General features: G+C 68.5%; 21 protein-coding genes, 1 tRNA gene and 2 pseudogenes. 10 read left to right on the top strand and 14 right to left on the bottom strand.

Features of this window, described 5'->3' with window-relative positions:
- The 3 genes from P0Y33_RS13775 to P0Y33_RS13765 form a co-directional block, all read right to left on the bottom strand.
- Nucleotides 1-135, bottom strand: coding sequence for a DUF7503 family protein (locus P0Y33_RS13775; RefSeq protein WP_279527965.1), 135 nt, complete (start codon nucleotides 133-135; stop codon nucleotides 1-3).
- Nucleotides 136-242: 107 nt separating this feature from the next.
- Nucleotides 243-698, bottom strand: coding sequence for a TRAM domain-containing protein (locus P0Y33_RS13770; protein WP_279527964.1), 456 nt, complete (start codon nucleotides 696-698; stop codon nucleotides 243-245).
- 409 nt (nucleotides 699-1,107) lie between these two features.
- Nucleotides 1,108-2,103, bottom strand: coding sequence for a radical SAM protein (locus P0Y33_RS13765; RefSeq protein ID WP_279527963.1), 996 nt, complete (start codon nucleotides 2,101-2,103; stop codon nucleotides 1,108-1,110).
- Between the two features lie 128 nt (nucleotides 2,104-2,231).
- Here P0Y33_RS13765 and P0Y33_RS13760 point away from each other — a divergent pair, with 128 nt between their 5' ends.
- Complete coding sequence (locus P0Y33_RS13760; protein ID WP_279527962.1) at nucleotides 2,232-3,335, top strand: DUF373 family protein; 1,104 nt, start codon at nucleotides 2,232-2,234, stop codon at nucleotides 3,333-3,335.
- 90 nt (nucleotides 3,336-3,425) lie between these two features.
- Here the strand turns inward: P0Y33_RS13760 and P0Y33_RS13755 are convergent, their stop codons facing one another.
- Both P0Y33_RS13755 and P0Y33_RS13750 read right to left on the bottom strand, forming a co-directional pair.
- A complete protein-coding gene (locus P0Y33_RS13755) occupies nucleotides 3,426-4,274 on the bottom strand; it encodes a polyprenyl synthetase family protein (protein ID WP_279527961.1) in 849 nt (282 codons plus the stop codon).
- Between the two features lie 50 nt (nucleotides 4,275-4,324).
- Nucleotides 4,325-6,208: an SLC13 family permease gene (locus tag P0Y33_RS13750; protein ID WP_279527960.1), complete on the bottom strand. Its 1,884-nt coding sequence runs from the start codon at nucleotides 6,206-6,208 to the stop codon at nucleotides 4,325-4,327.
- A gap of 251 nt (nucleotides 6,209-6,459) precedes the next feature.
- Here P0Y33_RS13750 and P0Y33_RS13745 point away from each other — a divergent pair.
- Nucleotides 6,460-6,532 (top strand) — tRNA-Pro (locus P0Y33_RS13745).
- A 67-nt stretch (nucleotides 6,533-6,599) separates the two neighbouring features.
- Here P0Y33_RS13745 and P0Y33_RS13740 read toward each other — a convergent pair.
- Genes P0Y33_RS13740 through P0Y33_RS13730 form a run of 3 tightly spaced genes read right to left on the bottom strand, consistent with a single transcriptional unit; the run spans nucleotide 6,600 to nucleotide 8,974 of the window.
- Nucleotides 6,600-7,517 (bottom strand): hypothetical protein, encoded by a 918-nt coding sequence (locus P0Y33_RS13740; protein WP_279527959.1) that lies wholly within the window; start codon nucleotides 7,515-7,517, stop codon nucleotides 6,600-6,602.
- Between the two features lie 12 nt (nucleotides 7,518-7,529).
- Nucleotides 7,530-8,015: a hypothetical protein gene (locus tag P0Y33_RS13735; protein ID WP_279527958.1), complete on the bottom strand. Its 486-nt coding sequence runs from the start codon at nucleotides 8,013-8,015 to the stop codon at nucleotides 7,530-7,532.
- Nucleotides 8,016-8,050: 35 nt separating this feature from the next.
- Nucleotides 8,051-8,974 (bottom strand): WD40/YVTN/BNR-like repeat-containing protein, encoded by a 924-nt coding sequence (locus tag P0Y33_RS13730; protein ID WP_279527957.1) that lies wholly within the window; start codon nucleotides 8,972-8,974, stop codon nucleotides 8,051-8,053.
- A gap of 161 nt (nucleotides 8,975-9,135) precedes the next feature.
- On the opposite strand from P0Y33_RS13730, the gene P0Y33_RS13725 reads away from it, so the two are divergent.
- On the top strand, nucleotides 9,136-10,023 hold the full coding sequence (locus tag P0Y33_RS13725; RefSeq protein WP_279527956.1) for a hypothetical protein: 888 nt from the start codon (nucleotides 9,136-9,138) through the stop codon (nucleotides 10,021-10,023).
- Nucleotides 10,024-10,124: 101 nt separating this feature from the next.
- On the opposite strand, the gene P0Y33_RS13720 is transcribed toward P0Y33_RS13725, so the two are convergent.
- Nucleotides 10,125-10,724: a DUF7504 family protein gene (locus P0Y33_RS13720; RefSeq protein WP_279527955.1), complete on the bottom strand. Its 600-nt coding sequence runs from the start codon at nucleotides 10,722-10,724 to the stop codon at nucleotides 10,125-10,127.
- Between the two features lie 132 nt (nucleotides 10,725-10,856).
- Here P0Y33_RS13720 and P0Y33_RS13715 point away from each other — a divergent pair, with 132 nt between their 5' ends.
- The 5 genes from P0Y33_RS13715 to P0Y33_RS13695 are packed head-to-tail and all read left to right on the top strand — an operon-like array spanning nucleotide 10,857 to nucleotide 13,543.
- A complete protein-coding gene (locus tag P0Y33_RS13715) occupies nucleotides 10,857-11,132 on the top strand; it encodes a DUF7854 family protein (protein WP_279527954.1) in 276 nt (91 codons plus the stop codon).
- 48 nt (nucleotides 11,133-11,180) lie between these two features.
- On the top strand, nucleotides 11,181-11,519 hold the full coding sequence (locus P0Y33_RS13710) for a DUF7855 family protein (protein WP_279527953.1): 339 nt from the start codon (nucleotides 11,181-11,183) through the stop codon (nucleotides 11,517-11,519).
- 23 nt (nucleotides 11,520-11,542) lie between these two features.
- Nucleotides 11,543-12,337: a DUF7856 family protein gene (locus P0Y33_RS13705; RefSeq protein WP_279527952.1), complete on the top strand. Its 795-nt coding sequence runs from the start codon at nucleotides 11,543-11,545 to the stop codon at nucleotides 12,335-12,337.
- 25 nt (nucleotides 12,338-12,362) lie between these two features.
- Entirely contained in the window at nucleotides 12,363-12,863 is a 501-nt protein-coding gene (locus P0Y33_RS13700; RefSeq protein ID WP_279527951.1) for a DUF7857 domain-containing protein, read from the top strand.
- The gene (locus P0Y33_RS13695) at nucleotides 12,860-13,543 is read left to right on the top strand and encodes a MinD/ParA family ATP-binding protein (protein ID WP_279530124.1); all 684 of its coding nucleotides are present in this window, start codon (nucleotides 12,860-12,862) and stop codon (nucleotides 13,541-13,543) included. Before P0Y33_RS13700 ends, P0Y33_RS13695 begins: the two co-directional genes overlap by 4 nt.
- Here the strand turns inward: P0Y33_RS13695 and P0Y33_RS13690 are convergent.
- Nucleotides 13,528-14,382, bottom strand: a pseudogene (locus P0Y33_RS13690) (transcription initiation factor IIB); the annotation flags it as partial. The gene P0Y33_RS13695 and the pseudogene P0Y33_RS13690 overlap by 16 nt on opposite strands.
- Before the next feature lie 170 nt (nucleotides 14,383-14,552).
- Between P0Y33_RS13690 and P0Y33_RS13685 the strand changes: the two are divergent.
- Nucleotides 14,553-15,065 (top strand): DUF7858 family protein, encoded by a 513-nt coding sequence (locus P0Y33_RS13685; RefSeq protein WP_279527950.1) that lies wholly within the window; start codon nucleotides 14,553-14,555, stop codon nucleotides 15,063-15,065.
- Between the two features lie 22 nt (nucleotides 15,066-15,087).
- Here P0Y33_RS13685 and P0Y33_RS13680 read toward each other — a convergent pair whose 3' ends face one another.
- The 4 genes and pseudogenes from P0Y33_RS13680 to P0Y33_RS13665 form a co-directional block, all read right to left on the bottom strand.
- Entirely contained in the window at nucleotides 15,088-15,879 is a 792-nt protein-coding gene (locus P0Y33_RS13680) for an AAA family ATPase (RefSeq protein WP_279527949.1), read from the bottom strand.
- Nucleotides 15,880-15,935: 56 nt separating this feature from the next.
- Nucleotides 15,936-16,379, bottom strand: coding sequence for an HIT family protein (locus tag P0Y33_RS13675; protein WP_279527948.1), 444 nt, complete (start codon nucleotides 16,377-16,379; stop codon nucleotides 15,936-15,938).
- A gap of 53 nt (nucleotides 16,380-16,432) precedes the next feature.
- Nucleotides 16,433-16,726: a hypothetical protein gene (locus P0Y33_RS13670; protein ID WP_279527947.1), complete on the bottom strand. Its 294-nt coding sequence runs from the start codon at nucleotides 16,724-16,726 to the stop codon at nucleotides 16,433-16,435.
- Between the two features lie 28 nt (nucleotides 16,727-16,754).
- A pseudogene (locus tag P0Y33_RS13665) lies at nucleotides 16,755-17,376 on the bottom strand (uracil-DNA glycosylase).
- Between the two features lie 87 nt (nucleotides 17,377-17,463).
- Here P0Y33_RS13665 and P0Y33_RS13660 point away from each other — a divergent pair.
- Nucleotides 17,464-17,922: an Hsp20/alpha crystallin family protein gene (locus tag P0Y33_RS13660; RefSeq protein ID WP_279527946.1), complete on the top strand. Its 459-nt coding sequence runs from the start codon at nucleotides 17,464-17,466 to the stop codon at nucleotides 17,920-17,922.
- Nucleotides 17,923-17,971 lie beyond the last annotated feature (49 nt).

Raw genomic sequence — 17,971 nt, 5'->3', positions numbered from 1 at the left:
CTAGGGGCCGAGCGTGGTCGTGCCGTAGTTCGCCGCGGCCGAGCCGGCCTGCGAGAGGAGCAGGACCATCATGAACAGCGCGCCGGTCAGTCGGGGGTTCTCTGCGAGGGTCTGGGTGATCTGGGTCTTCGACATTACGACTGAACCGACGTGCCCTCTTGTAGAAAATTTTTCTAATGAAATAAAGAACGTTCGTAGAAAATCTATCTCCGAACTCTCCGGGAGCGTACGTGACTGGGAAGTTAGCTCCCCCAGAAGTTCTCGCGACTGCCGAGTCGCTCGCGGTCGGGGCCACGGGAAGACTCCTCTTCGTCTCCGGACTCGGACTCCTCGTCGCCCTCGGCTTCCTCTTCGCCGCCGGCTTCGTCGGCGATCTTCTCGACGAGGTCCGCGCGGGCGTAGTTCGGCTTGACAGTGGTGACCTCGACGCGCACGCGGGCCTCCGGGAGGACGCCGTCGACCATGACGACGTACCCGTCCTCGGTGTGCCCGACGCCGGCGCCGCTCTCGTGCATGTCGGTCACGTCGACGACGACCTCCTGACCGGGCACGACCGGCGCGGTCTTCAGGTCCTCGATCGGTTGGCTGTAGTGTTGACACCAGTCCATGCCGCCCCGGTCACTGAGATGCGTACACCCCATCCCCTCGATCTGCTCCGTGAAGTTGGGACATTCGTCCGCGAGTGGGCAGTCGGCCATACCGTGCCTACGAGACCCGTGTCCAAACGTTTTTCGAGGGATATCGCACGCGAGAAGCAAAACGAACGGAACGGAGTCCGAGAAAGTGGGAGTCCGAAAAGATGGGTACGAGCGGCCGACGGCCACTCGTGAACGTCCAACCCGGCGAAGTCGGGTTCAGTACCGTGGTAGCGTTCTCTTGCGAACCGTGACGAGACGGCAAAGCCGTCTCGTTAGTCCGCACGGGCGACTCGTGGGTCGCCCGTGCGACGCCAGTGAGCAACCTCGTGGCCGCTGGTAGAGCGAAGCGCTACCGAGGCGCCGAAAACCTCCGATTTTCGGAAGACTCTGCGAGGGCGCGCTGGCGAGGTCCTGCGAAGTCGGCGACTTCGCAGGGCTCGAAAGACGCGGAGCGTCTTTCGGTGGCTTGCTAGGCCAGCGGCGTGCGCTCGACGACCTGCCCGTCGTAGGTCGGGTGTTGTTCGACGATTTCGCCGTCGTCGAGGTCGCCCTCCTCGACCATCTCCTCCAAGAGCCACCACGCCACCTCGACGTGGTCCTCCTTGACCGTGTAGAACTCCTCGGGGACGCCGAGTTCTTCGAGGCGCACGGGGTCGGCGTACGTCTTGCCGTAGACGAGCGTCCCGTCGTCGGTCACTTCGTCGAACTCCCGCTGGACGTTGCGGGCCATCCGCTTGAGGCGGTTGCGGTGCTGGGCGGAGTCCTTGAACACGGAGGTACAGAAGTACACCTTCTCGTGTTGGGCCATCTCGTCGAGGATGGCGTCCTTCGAGCCGTCGACGGCGGACATGTGGCCCTCCTGGAGTTCGTAGCCCTCGGCCTGCATCCGCTCGTAGTTGCCCTGGGACATCTCGAACTCGTTGACGTTGCAGAAGTCGGCGGCGCCCTCGTCGAGGAAGTCGAGGAACTCCTGTTCGGCGCGGATGCCCGGAATCTCGAACGCCGGGGTCAGTCCCTCCTCGCGGGCGATGTAGAGGATCTCCTCCCACTCGGTTCCGTGGAGGTCGCCCCACAGTTCGTACGGCGGGTGGAAGCGAATCTCGTCGAGACCCGCCTCCGAGAGTCGACGCATGTTCTCGCGGCCGCCCGTGATGCCGGTGTAGAGGTGGGTGTGGTGGTCCTCGCCGAACTCGTCTTTCAGCGCGGAGAGGTACTCGCAGGTGCGGTCGAGTACCTCCTGGGGTTCACCGCCCGTGATGGAGGTGCCGAGCGCATCCATCGTCTTCGCCTCGGCGACGACGTCCTCGGTCGTCTCGACCGGACGCTCGTTGGCGTACACCTGGGTCACGTTCTTCCGGTTCTCGCCGAGCGGGCAGTAGAAGCAGTCGCGCTGGTCACAGTAGCCGTAGACGAAGAGGACCATCTTACCGCCTTTCGCGCACTGCTCGCAGCCCTTCGAAATCATTCGTTGTGCTCTAGAACCGCCCGGACACTCAAAAACTGTGCGACTCTGCCCCCGCTCCGGCCGGAGCGGTCGGACGTCGCCGCCGTGCCCCGAAGACCCTTAATGGCGGTACACCGTATGGGGAGTGAATGCTGCTCGTCCTCTGTGTCGACCTCGACGACGACCTCGGCCGAAAGACGGGACTCGACACCCCCGTCGTCGGCCGGGACAACGTCGAGGAGGCCGCGGTCGCACTCGCGACAGCCGACCCGGAGGACTCCGACGTGAACGTCCTCTTCGAGGGGGTTCACCTCGCCGACGACCTCTCGGGCGAGGAACGGGTCGAGGTCGCGGCGGTCACGGGCGTCGAGTCGGGTGACGTCGAGGCCAACCGGAAGGTCGGCCGCGAAGTCGACGAGGTGCTCGCGGGCCTCCAGACCAGCGAGGAGGTCCGCGCCATCGTCGTCACGGACGGCGCACAGGACGAGTCCGTCGTCCCGGTCATCCGCTCGCGGGTCACCATCGACGGCGTCCGCCGGGTGGTCGTCCGCCAGGCCCAGGACCTCGAGTCGATGTACTACACGCTCAAGCAGGTCATCAACGACCCCGAGACCCGCGGGACCATCCTCGTCCCGCTCGGCGTCCTCCTGCTCATCTACCCGCTGGCGGTGCTCGCGGACTTCCTCGACCTCCCCGGGACGATACTCGGTCTCTCCTCGGGGTTGCTCGGACTCTACGCCCTCTTCCGCGGGTTGGGTCTGGAGGAGACTGTCGACGAGGCGGTCGCCCGCGCACGCAACTCCCTGTACACCGGTCGGGTGACGCTCATCACCTACGTCGTCGCGGCGGCCCTCCTCGTCGTCGGCGGCGTCGAGGCGATGAACACTCTCGAAGCGGCGCGGGCGAGTGCGCCGACACTCGACGCGGCGAGTACGGTGGCCGCACTCGTCTACGGGGCCGTCCGCTGGTTCGCGGCCGCCGGGCTCACCACGAGTCTCGGGCAGATTACCGACGAGTACCTCGCCGACCGCTTCAAGTGGCGCTACCTCAACGCGCCGTTCTACGTCGTCGCCATCGCGGCCGTCCTCCACACGCTGTCGGCGTTCTTCCTGGGGTTCGTCTCGCTGGCGATGCTGGCGGGGGTCCTCACCGCGGGAACGCTCCTGAGCGTCCTCAGCACGCTCACGTTCGCCGTCGTCGAAGACCGTCTCGGAGAACACGAGGACGCCCCCGGCAACGGGAAAGCGGCCTGAGCAGAACTTACTTCTCGCGCTCGACGACCACCTTTTTCGGCTCGTACCCCCCGCGAGCCGAAAAACCTGGAGGGAAAAACCGCCCCCAGCCTACTTCTCGCGCTCGACGACGAACTGCGCGAGGTCCTCCAGGTAGTCGTAGGCCTCGCCCTCGACGACGTCGACCCGTTCGAGGGCGGCGAGCGCCGCCTCGGACTGCTCGACCGCGAGGTCGTTGACCTCGTCGATGGGGCGGTCGGTCACCCGGACGACGGAGGGACGGTCCATCTCGACGTCCTGGCCGGCAGGCTTGCCGAGTTTCGCCGGGTCCGCCGTCGCGTCGAGGACGTCGTCGCGGATCTGGAAGGCGATGCCGACGCGCTCTGCGTACTCGCCGAACGCCTCGACGGTGTCGTCGTCGGCGTCGGCCGCGATGGCCCCCAGTTCGGCGGCCGTCCGGAACAGCGCGCCCGTCTTGCGGCGGGCGAGTGCCATGTACTCCTCCTCGGACTCGGGGCGGTCGGCCAACTCCATCGCCTCCCCCTCACCGAGTTCCACCATCGCGTCGGCCGCCGTCTCCATCGCCCGCGGGTCGGCGGCGAACAGCGCGAACGCCTCGCCGAGCAGTCCGTCGGAGGCGACGATGGCCTGACCGTAGCCGTACTCCGCCCAGGCGCTCGCCGACCCCCGTCGGAGGTCCGAGCGGTCGATGATGTCGTCGACGACGAGCGACGCGTTGTGGACGAGTTCGACCCCGACGGCGAAGTCGAGGGCCGTCCCGTCGTCCTGTTCGCCGCCGGCCGCCTCGCAGGCGAGCACCGTGAGCGTCGGCCGGACGCGCTTGCCGCCCTGCAACACGACGTTACGCAGTCGCTCGCGGAGCTTCGGCGGTTCGACGTCCTCGACGACCCCCTGGAGGTGGTCCTCGACGGCGGTACGGCGCCGCTCGACGTATTCCATCGGTGAAAAATCGGGCCTTCGTCCTCTTTATTCCGTCGGGTCGGATCGGCTCACGCCGGCGGGCGAAGTCCCCAGAAGAAGGCGATCCCCAGCGTCGTCACGATGCTCAGGAGGAACTGGAGCGGGCCGCCGACCCGGACGAAGTCCGAGAACTTGTACCCACCGGGGCCGTAGACGAAGAGGTTCGTCTGGTAGCCGACGGGCGTCATGAACGCCGTACTCGCGGCGAAGGTGACCGCGAGGACGAACGCGAACGCGTTGGCCCCGACCTTCTGGGCGGCCTCGACGGCGACGGGAATCATCAACACGACGGAGGCGTTGTTGCTGACGACGTTCGTCAGCAGCGCCGTTACGGTGTAGAACACCCACAACACCCCGATGACGGGGAGGAAGTCCGCCGTCGAGGCGACGGTGTTGCCGATGAGCTCGGCCGCGCCGGTCTGTTCGAGGGCGATGCCGAGCGGAATGACCCCCGCGAGCAGGAAAATCACGTTCCAGTCGACCGAGTCGTAGATCTCGTTGGGCTTGAGGACGCCCGTGAACACCATCGCGACGACGCCCGCGAGCGCCGAGACGACGATGTTGAGTCCGAACGGATCGGGGAGGGCAGCGAACCCGATGACGCCGGCGATGATCCCGACGGCGTGGGGAATCTTCCCCGTGCGGTAGTCGGGGTCCTCCGGTTCGTGGGCGACGATGAAGTCGCGGTTCTGTGAGAGACGGTCGATGGTGCCCGACGTCGCCTGCACGAGGAGCGTGTCACCCACGCGGATGGGGACCTGGTCCATCCGTTCGCGGATGACCGCTCCCCGACTCCGGAACGCGAGGACGTTCACGTTGTATCGGTCACGGAACGTCGAGGACGCCAGCGACTCGCCGACGAGTTTCGAGCGGGCCGGAATGATGATCTCGACGAGGTTCTGCTCTTCTTCTGCCTGTTCGAGTTCCTCGTCGGAGAGCGTCCCCGTAAGCGAGAGTCCGTCGGTCTCGATGAGTTCTTCGAGGGTCTCGCGGTCCGTCCGCACCTTCAGCAGGTCACCCTCGCGGATCGTCTTCGTGTCGAGCGGTTCGATGAACTCCTCGCCGTCACGACGGATCTGGAGGATGTCGAAGTCGAGGTCCGACGCTTCCCCCGCCTCCTCGACCGTGTGGCCGACGATGGGTGACTCCTCCTGGACGACGACCTCGGTGAGGAACTCTTCGAGGTCGTACTCTTCGACGTAGTCCTCCTCGGCGAGGACGCGCTCGGGGAGGAGCCAGTAGCCGACCGTCATCAGGTAGATGGACCCGACGACGAGGACGATGATCCCTAGCTGGGTGAACTCGAACATCGAGAAGGCGTGGAGGTTGAGTCCGGCGTACTGGGGGTCCTCGGCGAGTCGGGCCGCGACGTCGCTCGCGAGGATGTTCGTCGACGTCCCGATGAGCGTGAGCATCCCGCCGAACATGGAGGCGAACGAGAGCGGCATGAGGAGTTTCGAGGGAGAGGTCTTCCCCTCGTGGGCGAGGTCGGAGATGACCGGGACGAGGATGGCGACGACCGGCGTGTTGTTGATGAACCCGGACGTCGGCCCGGCGATGCCGACGGTCGCGGCGAGTTGGCGCATCGGGTCGTCGCCGGCGAAGTCGGCCATCAGGTTCCCGATTTTCTGGACCACGCCGGTCCGGCTGATACCCGTACTCAGGATGAGCATCGCGAGGACCGTGATGGTCGCCGTGCTCGCGAACCCGGAGATTCCCTCCTTCGGAGAGATCTGTGTCCACGGTTCGAGCACCATCAACAAAACCATCACGAGAATCGCGGTGAGGTCGATGGGGATGAGTTCGGTGACGAACAACCCCAACGCGAGCGCCACGATGGCGAACACGACGAGTACGTCGGGGGTCAACCCCCACGGGAGACTCGTCTGGAGGAGAAGTGACGGAAGAGACATGCCACCGGCTACGGCGAAGACTGTAAAGAAAGTTTAGGCAACGGCGACGAGTCCCGGGTCGTGACGACACCGAACGGCTCGACCGCCCGGACGACTCGATACGCGCCGAGCAACGCCGCGAGCACGACGAGGGGGGTGCGATTTCGAGGAACGTGAGCACAGACGAGTCGGCGTCCAGCGGGGGCGAACCGATCGCGGGCGACGTGTCGAAACCCTTTAGCGCGCGACGGGTGTAGCTACGGGTGCAGACTGGGATCGTGGGTTAGCTTGGTATACTTCGGGCCTTGGGTGCCCGTGACCCCGGTTCAAATCCGGGCGATCCCACTGACGTTCTGCGGACGTGAACTCGACACCGAGAAGGAGCGCCCCGTGAGCGCGGCGGCGGTCTCGACTAGGCTTGGGGGTCTTGGAGGCGTTCGACGATGGCGCCGCCGGAGCCGACGGCGACGTCGACCTCACCCATCGCGACCGCTTGGAGGGTGCTACCAGCGGGGGATTTTGCTTCGTACCAGGAGCCACTGTAACTCCGGTAGATGCTCCCGCTGCCGCCGACCGCGAGGGCTTCTTTGCCCTGCGTGTCGACGCCGTTGAGCGAGTTGCCGCCGACCTTGTAGGGCGTCCACTCTTCGTTCCCCTCGGCGTAGCGGTAGGCGCGCCCACTACTCGTCACGACGAGCAGCGAGTCTTTCTCGGCCGCGACGCCGCCGAGCGTTCCGGCACCGTCGATACCGATGCGTCGCCACCCCTCGTAGATCGACGTCTTGAACGCGCTCCCGTTCGAGTTCACCACGTAGCCGAACCCATCGGGTGCCGCGTCCGCCGCCGTGACCGACGTCGTCCCGTCAGGTTTCGTCATCTGCCCCCACGTCACGTCGACCCCGTCGACGTAGCCGAGCATCACCTGCCCGCTCGTCGTCGCCAGCAGGAGCTTCTCAGACCCGCGTTCGCCGTGGACCGCCATCGTGTTCCACGTCGGAACCCGGCCCTCCGGTTCGGAGAGATCGTACTTCGCGCCCTCTTCGAGGTCGTAAAACCCCAGGGCGCCCGTCTTCCCTCCGAACCAGACCCGGCCGCCGTCGTCGGTCGACGCCGCCGTCTTCAGCACGTGGTTCTCTGCACCGGGACCCGCGTCGAACAGCACGCCCCAGTTCCCGTCGTCCATCGAACGGGCGATCACGTATCCCGACCCGCCGACTGCGACCGGTCCGTAGCGCGTCTGCGCCACGTCGTACAGCGTCTTGTCTACCGGCGACTTCGCCTCTTGCCAATCTCCCGTCGTGGATTGTGACTCGAATTGCCAGGTTGTCATGGGTGGTTGGGGTCAGGACCCCGGCACGAGCCGGGAGAGTCGGTTGCTGACCGAGGCGAACACACCGCGGTCATCGGTCGGGGCGGTACTGTCGTCGGCGCTCGACTGGTCGGAGGCGGTCTCGTCGCTCGTCGCGTCGTCGGCGGAGTGGCCGAGACCGAGAGCGTCGACGAGTGCGACCAGGGAGTCGGGGTCGACGTCGCCGCTACGGAGGCGTTCGAGGACCGCGTTGCGGCGGTCGTCGGGGAGGGCGTGGACGGCGGCGAGCCGATCCGCGATTCTCCCGACCGTGACGTCGCGCGGCCGGTAGGCCATCTCGTCGTTTTCGGTCTTCTCGACGGCGTCGACGATCACGAGCCGCTCGAGGGCCGTACTCGCCTCGTCGAGCGAGAGCCCCGCGTCCTGTGCGATATCGTTGAGCGTCTGGTAGTCCTCCGCTCCCTCTTCGCGGGTGCGCTCACGGAGCGCGGAGAACACTCGGAGTGTCGTTTCGTGCATAGATAGCTGGTTGGAGGGCTATTCGCCCGAAGTCGTTAGCTCGACGTCGTCGAGTCCGAGGTCGAATCGGACGTCGAGTCGGACGTCGAACCGTCCTGCTGGCTGCCCGTCTTCTTGTTCTGGTCGTCGCGGTCACCGCGCTCGAGGATGGTGCCGGACTTCCCGACCGTCACGTCGATGCCGTCGGAGATCGTGACGGAGTTGAGGTCCGCGGACGTCGGCGTCGGCCGCTTCGTCCACTTCTGGTTGCCCTTCTTGCGGTAGACCGTCCCGGAGTTGCCCACGGCGACGAGTTCGTCCTGGTACCGGTCGATGCCGTTGAGCGTGACGCCGGCGACGCCCAGCGGCGTCCAGTTCTTACAGTTCGGTTCGTAGCGGTAGACGCGCCCGCTACCCGCGGTCACGAGGACCGTCTCGCCGTCCGCGTAGACGTCCGTGAACGCGACCTGGGCGTTCTCGATACCGATGTCTTCCCAGGCGTCGTCCGCGGTCGTCTTGAAGACGTTCCCGGAGGTGTCGATGGCGTAGCCGACGCCATCGGGACTGGCGGCGAGTGCGGGGATGGTCGAACCCGAGCCAGTCGGCTTGGAGACCTGGCCCCACTGAGGACAGCAGCCGTCGACGTAGCCGGGGAGGACCTCACCGGAGCCGTTGGCGACGAGGAGCTTCTCGTTGCCGGCCTTCCCGGAGACGGCGATAGCCTCCCAGGTCGAGGTCTTGCCCTTCGGGGCGGTGTAGTCGTGTTTCTCGTTGGTCGTCACGTCGTAGTAACCGAGCGCGCCAGAGGACCCGGCGAACCAGACGCGCTCGCCGTCGTCGGTCGCGGCCGCAGCGTACAGCGTGTTGTCACGGGTCGCGGGACCGTCGTCGAAGACGACCGCCCAGTCACCGTCGTCCTGTCGGCGGACGAGAACACCCTTGTCCGCGACCGCGTACGGCCCGTCGACCGTCGAAACCACGCTGTGATAGGTCTTAGTCGTCGGCGACTCTACCTCGTACCAGTTTCCGACTTCGGGTTGGGGACCGAGATGCCACATTGCACTCACATTATTACACTCTCTTTTGGTTAAAAGTAACGACGAAAGTACTTAGTAAATAAGTGCTGTAGACACCTGCGACTATGTGGCACCTCGGATACGAGGACGATACGGACTGGCAGTCGGTCGACCCACCAATCTCCGGAACCCTCCACGACGTCGCGCAGACGACGATCGGCCCGCACGCCGTCGGGACGGGCGGGACGTTGCTCGTCCGCGAAGACGGCGAGTGGCACGTCGGGTTCGACGACGGTCCCGCGGCAGAGAACCGCGAGCTGTCGACGGTCGCCGCGACCGACGGCGGCGAGCGTATCTGGTTCGGTGGCGAGAGCGGTGCGTTCGGCTGTTACGACGTCACCGAGGGTGAGAAGTACGACTACTCGAAGCCCGCGGGCACGTCCTCGACGCTGGACGCCCTGGCCGTGGCGGGCGAGCGCGGGTCGGAGAAACTCCTCGTCGGCGGCGGCGGGACCATCTATCCGGGGTACGTCGACGACTGCCGACCGACGTGGGACGACCCTGTCGACGTCGGCGACGACGGGACCGTCGCGGCGCTGACCGCCGACACGGACGGGTACGGGTACGCCTCGACGACGAACGGCGACGTCTACCGCACCACCGCCAACAGCGGGTGGAACCGCGTCGGCGTGGCCAACACCACCGAGTCGCTCCCCTCGATTCGCGTGACCTCCACGTACCTCTGGGTGGGTGGCGCCTCCGGACGCGTCTACCGCTATGACCGGTCGGGCGACAGTTGGACGACGTTCGACGTCGCGGACCAGGCACTCCGGTCGTTCGGCGGCGAGGGTGAGACGATGTACGTCGTCGGCGACGCCGGAACCGTCGTTCTCCGGGTCGACGAGAAGTCCTGGCGCGAAGCGACGGTCCCGACGAACGAGGACCTGTTCGGCGCCATCGCGACGCCACGCGTCGTCGTGGGCGCGAACGGGACGATCCTCGAGAGCGAGTAGCCGACCTCACCGCCCGACAGCACGACGGAGTCGTCCAGGTGTCGATTCGTCCTCGGGGACCGAGGTGTCCGGCCGCCACGCCCGCGTCCTCCGCCGGTGGACTACGACCAGACCTCGACGTCGTCCGCCGTCACCTCGACGGTCGCGTCGAAGAGCGGCGAGAAGGTCGCAATCGTCTGTTCGTCGTGTCGACTCGGCTCCACGTGGTAGTGACCGACGGCACCCGCCTGTTCGAGTCGTCGCGTGAGCACGTGGAGGAACCGGAACGCCCGCTCCCGGGAGACGGACTGGAGCATCGCCGTCAGTGAGTCGAAGCAGAACACGAGGTCGTCGCCCGGGGCCGCCCGTTCGTTCCACGCGCCGATGCACTCGCTGACCGCGGCCGCGACGCCGGTGAGGTTGTCCGCCGGGCCGACGGTCCGGATCGTCGTTCCGTCGACGGTCTCGGTTCGTAACTCCGTCGCCGTCTCGTCGACGGAGACGATCGAGACCTCCGCCAGGCGGTGGCCGGCGACCGACTCGAACTCGTCGAGGTGCGCGATCGAGGGGTCGGTGTACGTGACCGCGAGCACCCGCGTCGTCCCACTACCGGACGCGAGCAACTCGACGCACGCGCCGCCGTCCCACTCCCGTCTGCCCGGTTCCAACAGGAGAACGTTCGAGACGCTCCCCAGGTCGGTCCCACCCACTGAAATTGTCATTTCTGTATACTTGTGGAAAATCCAACGCATTCAACATTTCGGACCTCGTCGAGCGTAGGTTTATCCGTCGGCACGAGGTACCCAGGGACGAACGACTGTGAACCGACGCGGCCGACCGACACGGCGACACTGATGGACCGGATCTCCGCCCTGCGGAACGTCGAGGACGCCCTCTCCGACTTCGAGGCGGGCGAAGCGACGCTCGACGCGACCGAAGAGCGCGTCCGCTCGGTCCTCCGGTCGTACGCGACGGACTTCGACGCCAGGGAGCGGTTCGCCTACCGCGCACACGGCGACGACCGCGTCGAAGGCGTCGTCGTCGTCGCCACGTCACCCGGGAAGGCACGCGAGCGAGTCCGCGACCTCGTCGACGGCGGTCGGGTCGACTCGGTCGAACGACTCGACTGACGATATCGGACGAACCCTTTTTCCGGCCGAGCGCGCGCCTGCGAGCAGATGTTACTGGTCATCGCGTACTCGCGGGCGGCCCGACAGGCGCTCCGGAACCGGTGTAACGCCCACCCCGAGACCGTCGTCCGTCGGTTCGGTCGGGCCGTCTGCCTGGCGGAGACGGAACTCGGCGCCTTCCTCGCGCTCCGCCTCCGCGAGCGATACGGCGGCGACGTGCAGGTGGAGCGCACGCGGGCACTCAACGAGTTCCGGGAGGTTCCCGAACGCGTCCGCGACGCGGCCGTCGCCTACGAGACACGGCAGCACCCGAACACCCCGTACACCGCGTTCGCCGCGGGGACCGACCACCCGGACACGGACGAGATGGCCGAACGCGAGTTGTGAGGGTCCGGTTCGGGGGTGTGCGGGTGACGAGTCGAACCGTCGACCTCCGTGGACGTGCCGAGTCGGCCGGCCCGGACAGCCTCCTCGCGGCGGTTCGGGTCCCGAGCGACGACTGCGTTCGGTGTCCCCGACCTGGCCCGGTCCACGACCACGTCGGACACCTCCACGACGAGGTGGCGGTGGCTCTGCGTCCTGCCCTCGCCGCGGCCGCCCGCTCCCGCGGCGTCGACGCGCCACAGGACGAGGAACTCGGTGACCTCGCCGAACGCGACCCGAACCAGGCCCCGCCACCGGACCCGACCGCGGCCCGTCGACGTGTCGCCGAGGCGACCGCCGACGTCGACGCCCTCCGCGAACGGGCCGACCGACTCGGCGGCCGTGTCGAGGCCCGACGGGCGCTCGACGCCGACACCGACGCGGTCGAACGCCAGTACCGAACGGTGGCCCGCGAACTCGCCGCGGCCGAGACCGAACGCGTCGCCGCGGAACAGGCACTCAGCCGGGAGCAGGCGGCCGTCTCGCGAGCGCGCGACGACCGGCAGGCGTCACTCGTCGCCGCCGACAGGCGCCGGAATCTGGAGCGGACCGCCCGCGACTACCTCGTCGCCACGGTCGCGGACGCCTTCGAGCGGGCGCTCCGGGTCGTCCCCGGCGGTGTCCCCGCGACACCCGACGAGTACGACGGACCGCCACTCCCCGCCGCACTCGCCGTCGCCCGCGTCGCCCGGATACGGGCACCGCTCGTCGTCGAGGCGGCATCGTTCGCCCGGCCGTCGCGCGCCGCCGCGTGTCTCGACGCACCCGTCCTGCTCGTTTAAGTCGGAAGACGGCACCAGAGGGGGCGTGCGACTCGACTGCGACACCACCGAACGGGACGGCGTGACGCTCGTCGCGTGCCTGCTGACGAACGACGGCGACGACCCCCGGCGCGCCCGGGTGGCGAACCGCCTCGACGGACCTGTCTGGTTCCCGCGAGTCGACGGCGTTCCCGTCCGCGGGTGGGACGACGGCGGCTACGAGGGCGTCCTCGGCCCGGGGGAGACGCGACCGCTCGGGTACGCGACCCCAGCAGCAGCAGCCGACCCGCCCGCGACGGTCGTCTGGACCGAGCGAGCGGCACACCGAGCACGAGAGGCAACGTCGGTGACGCCGGAGGCGGCCGCCCGCGCACTCCCCGACTCACGGCCTCCGCGCGCGGCGGTGCCGGAACCCGACCCGGACCCCCCACCGAGCGTCGCGGCGTGGCTCACGGCGCTGGAGCGAGGCGAACCAGGTCCCGCGGACCGACGAGCGCTCGACGCCATCGTGGACCGAATCGAGGAGATTCGAGAGGGAGAGCCGTGATCCTCGCCGTCGCCGGCGGGAAGGGCGGCGTCGGGAAGTCGACGGTCGCGCTGAACCTCGGCGCCGAACTCGACGCGGTCGTCGTCGACGGCGACCTGTCGATGGCCGACCTCCCGGCGGGGCGCGGGCCGGACCTCCACGACGTGCTCGCGGGCCGAGCCGACCCGGTCGAGGCGGTCCGGGAGGGGGCGGCCGGCGGGTCGGTCTCGTTGCTCCCCTGCGGTCGGTCGCTCGCCGGTGCCCGCGCCGCCGACCCCCTCCGCCTCGCCGCGACAGTCGAGACCGTCGAACGGGAGTACGGAGCCGTCGTCGTCGACTGCCCCGCCGGACTCCGGGTCGACGCGGGGGTCCCGCTGGCCGCTTCCGACGCCTGCGTGCTCGTCACGCGGCCGACGGCACCGGCGCTGACCGACGCGGTTCGGACGCGAGCACTCGCGCGGACGCTCGACGCGGGCGTGGCCGCGGTCGTCCTCAGTCGGGCACGGCCGAGCGAAGAAGAGCGAACGGCGGTCGACCGGTTGCTGGGCGGGCCGACGGTCGCGGTACCGGCCGACGAGACGGTCGACGCGGCCCGGCGGGGAGGGGTTCCGGTCCGGGAGGTCGACCCCGACGCCGCCGCGGCCGTCGCCCTCGGCGAGGTGGCCGCGACGGTGCGCCGGTCACTCTGTAGCGCGGTGTAGGTCGAGCGGAGCGTCACCGGCGTCACGCCCGCGGCCTCCGCGGCGGCGGCCTGGGTGACGTCCTCGGTCCGGTCGCACTCGGCCGCCGCGAGGTAGAGACACGCGGCCGCCACGCCGCCGGGGTGTTTTCCGGAGACGAGGTGGCGTTCCTCGGCCGCGGCGACGTACTCGCGCGCCCGTGACTCCACGCGCGGCGGGAGGTCGAGGGCGGTGGCGAAGCGGGGGAGGTACTCCGTCGGGTCGATGGGACCCGTCGGGAGACCGAGTTCGCGGTTCATCGCGTCGTAGGCGGCCCGGAGTTCGGCGGCGTCCGCGCGGGCGGCCTCGACGACCTCCTCGAGCGTCCGCGAGATACCGTTCGTCCGGCAGACGGCGTACACCGCCGCGGCGGCGAATCCTTCGAGCGAGCGCCCGCGGAGGAGGTCTTCGGACTGGGCGGAGTCGAAGAGTGCACACGCCTGGTCGCGGACGCTCTGCGGGAGCGAGAGGGCGCCGACGAGGCGACGAATCTCGGTGAACGCGTACACCTCGTTGCGGTCGGCCTTCGTCGCGATGCGGGCGCGGTTGTGCTCGCGACGCATCCGGGTGAGTTGCCGGCGCTTGCGCCCCTTCAGGCGCGTCGAACGGCCGATCTTGGTCGAGAGACCGCGGTCGTGGCGGGAACGGGTGAGCGGCGCGCCGGTCCGCGAGCGGTCGACGCCGTCGTCGAAGTTGCGCCACTCCGGACCGTAGTCGATGGGGTCCTCGCCGACGACGAGCCCGCAGTCGCGACAGACCGTCTCGGTCGTCTCGTAGTCGACGCACCCGTCGCACTCGGGGCAGGTTGCTTCCTGACTCATACTTCGACCTTGGCCCGGAATCCGTATTTAACTGTGAGCGCGTTCGGCCCGAGACAGCCGTCGACGGTCAGTAGAAGCGACCGGTAACCGGTTGGTTCCCGTGCAACCAGTTGGTTCTAGGTGTGTCAGTGAGCGAATCTTTATAGCCGAGAGCACCGCAGACAGAGACGATGGGTTTGTCGGACATCGCGGCCGGACTGGAGGTGACGACCCGCCAGCGCGAGCGGGGCGTGGCCGCCGTCGACGGAACGGACACCACACTCGCCGAACGCCTCGCCCCGTTCGCCGACGACCTCCCCTGCTCGGCGGAGCGGGCCGCAACCGTCCTCGACACCTACCTTGGCGGCACGAGCGTCGGCGACGCGGCCGGAGCGGCCGGTCTCGCCCCCGTCGAGGGCGCGAAGGTCCTCCACCGACTCGGCGTCGAGGGCCTCTCGCCGCTCACGCCGCTCGGCCGCGACGTCGTCCGCGACTGGCTCGACGCCCGACTCCCACGGAACGAGGCCGTCGAACTCGCCGGCGGGAGCGAGGCGGAGTTCGCCCTCGCGGCGTACGTCGAGACCCACGAGTCGCTCGACGGTGCCCGGGAAGTCGTCGACGGGGCGTTCCTCGAAGGCGACGCGAGCGTCGAGAAGCGGGACACCCTCGCCGACGCGGTCGGCGACGCGGGCAGTTTCTACTGACTTTCGGGACTCGGCTCTGTCGCTACCGCCGGAGTCGACGCACCGTCGAGCGTGCGCGGGTCCGACTGCGCGTCGCGAAGCGGCGGACGGTCGCTCCCGCGGTAGTCGGCTCCGGTGTCCCCAAGTCTTCACCGAAGCAGTCGCCCGCGAGCGCCGCGACCGTCTGCGCGGTCGGCGAGTCGGGTTCCGCGGCGGCGAGTCCCGGTCCACGGAACTCGGGGACCGCGTAGTCGGCGTCGGGCGGTGCGGCCGCCGGGTCGACCCGGTTGGCGACCACGAGGTCGGCCGAGACGCCGACGTCCGCGAACCGCCCGCGGAGGCGCTGGAGGGCGTCGACACCGCGTTCGCCCGGCGGGAGGACCACGAGTCGGCTATCGGCGGCCGTGACGGCGGCGACGGCCTGGTTCGCGGCGACGGGCGGCGTGTCCACCAGCGCGTAGTCGAAGTCGTGGGCCGCTTCGACGAGGCGGTCGGCGAGCGTCTGGGCCGCCTCGGGCGCCTTCGCACGGGCGAGTCGCTCGAAGGGCGCGAAGGTCGGACAGAGGGCGACCCGTCCCGGCGCGTCGACCGTCGGGTGGTCGTAGCAGGCGTCGGCCAGCGGCCGCTCCGGGTTGCAGAGGAGCGTCGTCAGGTCGGCGTCGATGCGACCCTCGACGTGTCGGGAGAGTCCCTCCGTGGCGAACGCGGCGTCGACGACGAGGACGTCGTGGCCGGCCGCGGCGAGCGAAGCGGCGGCTTCGAGGGAGAGGCGGGTCGCGCCGGCGCCACCGGTGGCACCGACGACGGCCGTCGAGAACGGGGAGTCAGCGTGCACGGACCACCTGGTCCGACGATGCTACTAAAAGTCCGCCCCGTATCGGGGGCCGAACGCTACACTTCGTGTTCGCCTTCGGCGCGGTCGTCGACCGCCTCGGCGATCTCGTCGAGTTTCTCGTCGGAGAGGTCCGGGCGCTCGCCGGCGACGGCGTGGATGGGTTGGCCGCCGTCGCCCTCGAAGCGCGGGATGATGTGGCCGTGGACGTGCGGAACCTCCTGACCGGCGGCCTCGCCGTTGTTGAAGCCGATGTTCGTCGCGTCCGCGTCGACGACGTCCTCGACGATGGGCGTGAGGTAGTGGATGGCCGCGAACATCATCTCGCCGGGTTCGGGCGGCACCTCGTCGAGGGTCTCGCGGTGCTCCTTCGGAATGACGAGCGTGTGACCCGGTGCGAGCGGGTTCGCGTCGAGGAACGCGAGCACGTCGTCGTCCTCGTAGACAGTTCGGGCGGGAATCTCTCCGTTGACGATCTGACAGAAGATGCAGTCCTCGCTCATGTTCGAGGCGTCGGACCGCGTGGGTAAGAAGGTTGTTGGCGGGCGGGGTCGGGTCAGAGGCCGAGTTTGGTCCGGAGTTTCTCGGTCAGGCTACTGCGGACCTCGTAGTCGTACTCCTCGGGTGGGTGGTGTTCGGCCAGCGTCTCGGTCATCCACTCGGGTTCCTCGCGCTGGAAGTGGCCCACCGGGTAGCGGTCCTTCTTCCGCGCCGGTTCGAAGCGGACGACGTCCTCCTCCTCGTCGACGAAGAACTCGATGGCTTCGACCGGTTCGCCGTGTTCGTCCTCGACGACGAGGTAGTCGCCTTCCTCGACGTCCTGCCCGTCCGGGGTCTCGAAGAGCGCCATGTCCGGCGACTCGGCCGGCCAGCCTACGTTACTTGTGGCCACTCGGCAGGAGTTCGCGGAGCGCGGCGACGTACTCGTCGTAGTCGTAACCGAGGCGGACGAGCCACACCACCTGGTAGGAGGGGTGGAGCAGCGGGACGACCGTCACGCCGAGCGTGTCGGAGTCGACCGGGTCGAGGACCGAGTTCCTCGCCGAACTCGCGGTCGTCGAAGGCGAGCAGCGACGTCGTCGCGGTCTTGCCGGTCGCGAGGACGACTTCGGGGTCGACCTGCTGGAGTTCGGTTTCGAGGTGGGGCCGGCAGTTCGCTCGCTCCTCGGGCGTCGGGTCCCGGTTCTCCGCGGGGTGGCACTTCACCGCGTTCGTGAAGTAAGCGTCTCCGGGGTCGACCCCCGCGTCCGCGACGAGTGTTCGGACCGTCCGCCCGGAGTGGTGCGTCGTGTACGCCATCCCGGTGTGGTTGCCACCCGCCCACTGCTCGGCGTCGGGGTCCCCGGCGCCCGGCGCCTCGCCGACGACCACCACGTCCGCGTCGAGGTCGCCCTGGCCCCACGAGATGCACTCGCGGGACTCGACGAGCGCCGGGCACCGCGAGCAGTCGGCGTCGACGACGTTCCGGGTCTCGGGGTCGGGGAACGGGACGTCGTTCACACCCCGAGTTCGCCCGCGGGCGGCAAGGTCGTGTCGGTCGCGACCGCCATTTCGTTTTTCCGTCGGCGACTCGAAGCCTCGACTGGCATGACGGACCGACGTCGCAGCCCCTTCGACGAGTTCGAGCAGCTCTTCGAACGACTGAACCGCGAGTTCGGCGAGGAACTCGGTCGCGGCGGCGGTCGAATCGCCGTCGACGTCGAGGAGACCGACGACAGCTACGTCGTCACGGCCGACCTCCCCGGCTTCGAGAAGGAGGACGTCGACGTCGAACTCCACGACGAGACGCTCCACATCTCGGCCGAACGCGAAGCGGAGCGAGAAGAAGAAGTCGAGCCCGGAGCGTCCGAGGAAGCGGCCGAAGAGGAAGAAGAGACGCAGCGCTACCTCGTCCGCGAGCGCCACGCCGGCGCGGTCAGCCGAGCCATCACGCTCCCCGAGACCGTCGACGAGGAGGGCGTCACCGCCACGTTCGAGAACGGCGTCCTCCGCGTCGAACTCCCGAAGGCCGCCGGCGAGAAGTCGTCCAGCATCGAGATTCAGTAGCGGCCGTCCGGCGGGCAAACCTCTAAACGCTGGCCGACCCAATTGTCGG

Origin of the sequence: Halospeciosus flavus, assembly GCF_029814175.1 — an archaeon.
GTDB classification, from domain to species: Archaea; Halobacteriota; Halobacteria; order Halobacteriales; family Halobacteriaceae; genus Halospeciosus; species Halospeciosus flavus.
Note: the sequence above shows the minus strand (reverse complement) of the source record. Positions and strands in the feature narration are given on the sequence as shown.